This window comes from Microvirga sp. P4_G7, from assembly GCF_056401005.1.
Genome location: NZ_JBFUKD010000551.1, coordinates 1 through 2,536, shown reverse-complemented (window position 1 = coordinate 2,536; position 2,536 = coordinate 1). Strand labels below are relative to the sequence as shown.

The window sequence follows — 2,536 nt, the reverse complement described above, 5'->3', positions numbered from 1 at the left end:
GAAAAGCGTCCTCGCCGCGATCGCGCCCGATCCGATCATCCTCGTCCTTCTTGCAGGCATTCTGGCGTGGGCAGCGCATTCGAGTGTCGCGGCGATGCTCTTCATCATGTCGCTCGCCTCGGCGGGCATTGTCGACAATCATTCGGCACTGGCCATGGTCCTCGGCGCAAACCTCGGAACAGCCTTGAACCCGCTGCTCGAAGGAACCGGCGGCGACCCGGTCAAACTTCGCGTTCCGGTCGGCAACCTCGCGATCCGCCTCATCGGTTGCGCGGTCGCGCTGCCGTTTCTGAACCAGATCGTCATGTTCCTTGCACGTTTCGAGGCGGATCCTTCACGCCTGGCGGCAAACTTCCACACCCTGTTCAACGTGGTTTTGGCGCTGGTTTTCATCCTGCCGCTGCCCTGGATCGCGCGGATGCTGCAGAAGGCGCTCCCGGCGCAGGTGAAGGCGTCCGATCCGAGCGTGCCGCAATATCTCGATGTGGATGCCCTCGACACGCCGTCCGTCGCGCTCTCGAACGCCGCGCGTGAAGTGTTGCGCATGGCCGACGTCGTCGAGACCATGCTGAGAAGCTCTCAGGACTTGTTCCAGCACGGGGACCTCAACCAGGTCGAAGCGGTCAGCCGCACCGACGACGTGGTCGACCGTCTGTACAGCGCCATACGGCGCTACCTGAGCTCGATCAACCATGAGGCGCTGAGCGAGGAGGAAGCGCGGCGGCTTTCCGACATTCTGGCGTTCGCGATCAATCTCGAACACGTCGGCGACATCATCGACAAGAACCTGATGGAGCTCGCTGCCAAGCGCATCAAGAACCACCTGCGCCTGCCGACGGACGTCCAAGCGGACATCACCCGGATGCACACCAATCTGCTCGAGCATCTTCAGCTCGCAGCGTCCGTACTGATGTTCCAGGACCTGACCTCCGCGCGACGCCTCGTCACTGAGAAGGAGCATTTTCGTGACCTCGAGCGGGCGATCACGCAGAAGCATCTGGAACAGTTGCGGTCGGGCAAGACGACCAACGACACCAGCGCCTTGCAGCTCGATATCGTGCGCGATCTCAAGCGCATCGAGGCCCATATCGCAGCGACGGGACATTCGTTGCTGGAGCAGAGTGGCGAACTGAAGCCGAGCCGTCTAACCTCGTAAGTAGACGCACCTCATCGTCCGTCACGCGAGACCTCGCGTCCTGATGGGCTACGCCCCGGCGGTCGCTTTTGCCGAGCACCGGATTGGCGAAGTTCGAGGCCGTTCGGGTAACTCGACAAGTTCGCCTCGGCAGGCGCCGGGACGAGCCACAAGTCGGAATCGTAGAAGTTACTCGGCAGCCTCCGCCTCACGCGGCGCCGTGGACTTGAGACTCATTGCCATGGCGAGCAGCGCCCGATCGTAAAGGACGACCATGCGCTCCTTAGGCTTCAGCCATTTCAGCGCGTCTTCGATCGTTTCCGCATCGACCAATTTGGCCTCGGCGAGAGCGCGATCGGTTTCGATCTCGCCCCGTTTGCGGCTCGGGACGGGCGGCAGCATGTCGAGATGCTGCTGTCTCAGATACGCATCCTCATAGAGCGCCAAAAGGGAATCTTCATCATCGAAGCCCGACTTTGCGTTCTCCGCCTGCAGCGCGTTCGCCCGAACAGCGATCGGCGGCGGCGTGCGCTCCTCCGGGGTCATCAGCAAGCCGACACGCTTGAGGGCAAGCCCGAGACCCAGTTGACCACTGAGCCAGGAAAGCGGGATGGCCAGAAGGAGGCCGACGATGGTCGGCGACATCCACAGAAAGAGCGAAGTCGCGATCATGAACGCGGAGATCCCGACAAAGGCGCCCAGCACTGTGTGCCAGCGATGACGCCGGACGATATCCTTGAACGGAATCGAGCCATCGTCGCGCCGTTGCGGCTGCCAGCCGGTGTCGCGGCCCAGGAGAATCTGAAAAACCGATCCMGATTGGATCAGCATCAGAATGGGAGCGAGGAGGGCGGCCAGGATGATTTCGAGCACGGTCGAAATAAACAGCCTGATGGCGCCGCCGGACGCGCGACGGTTTTCCTTCTGAAGGATCATCAAGATCAGGCCGAAGATCTTCGGCGCGAGGAGAATGCCCATCGTGATCACGAACAACGCGAGCGCGCGCTCGGGATCGAACCGCGGCCAGACCGGAAACAGGCGGAAATCGCGGGCGAAATATTCGGGTCGGATGTAGGTCGTCTGCAAGACCAGCGCGATACCGACGATGAGCTGGAAGAGCCAGAACGGCGAGGCGAGATATGACATGATGCCGGTCGCGAAATGCTGACGGGTCGGCATCTTCAGGCCCTTGGCCATCATCACGCGCATATGCTGCAGATTGCCCTGGCACCAACGTCGGTCACGGGCTGCGAGATCGATCAGCGAGGGCGGACTTTCCTCGTAGGAGCCCTGCAACTCGGGGAGCATGTAGACGGTCCATCCGGCGCGCCGGAGAAGCGCCGCCTCGACGAAATCGTGGCTCAGAATATGTCCGCCGAGAGGCGGCTTGCCTCTCAGATC

Annotated in this window: 2 protein-coding genes; one reads left to right on the top strand and one right to left on the bottom strand. The window is 61.9% G+C overall.

Annotated features, from left to right (window positions below; all coding sequences use genetic code 11):
• On the top strand, positions 1-1,156 hold a 1,156-nt coding region (locus tag AC1DT3_RS17770; RefSeq protein WP_477466560.1), incomplete at its 5' end, for a Na/Pi cotransporter family protein.
• 168 nt (positions 1,157-1,324) lie between these two features.
• On the opposite strand, the gene mdoH is transcribed toward AC1DT3_RS17770, so the two are convergent.
• A partial coding sequence (gene mdoH / locus AC1DT3_RS17765) for a glucans biosynthesis glucosyltransferase MdoH (protein WP_477466559.1) occupies positions 1,325-2,536 on the bottom strand: 1,212 nt, incomplete at its 5' end.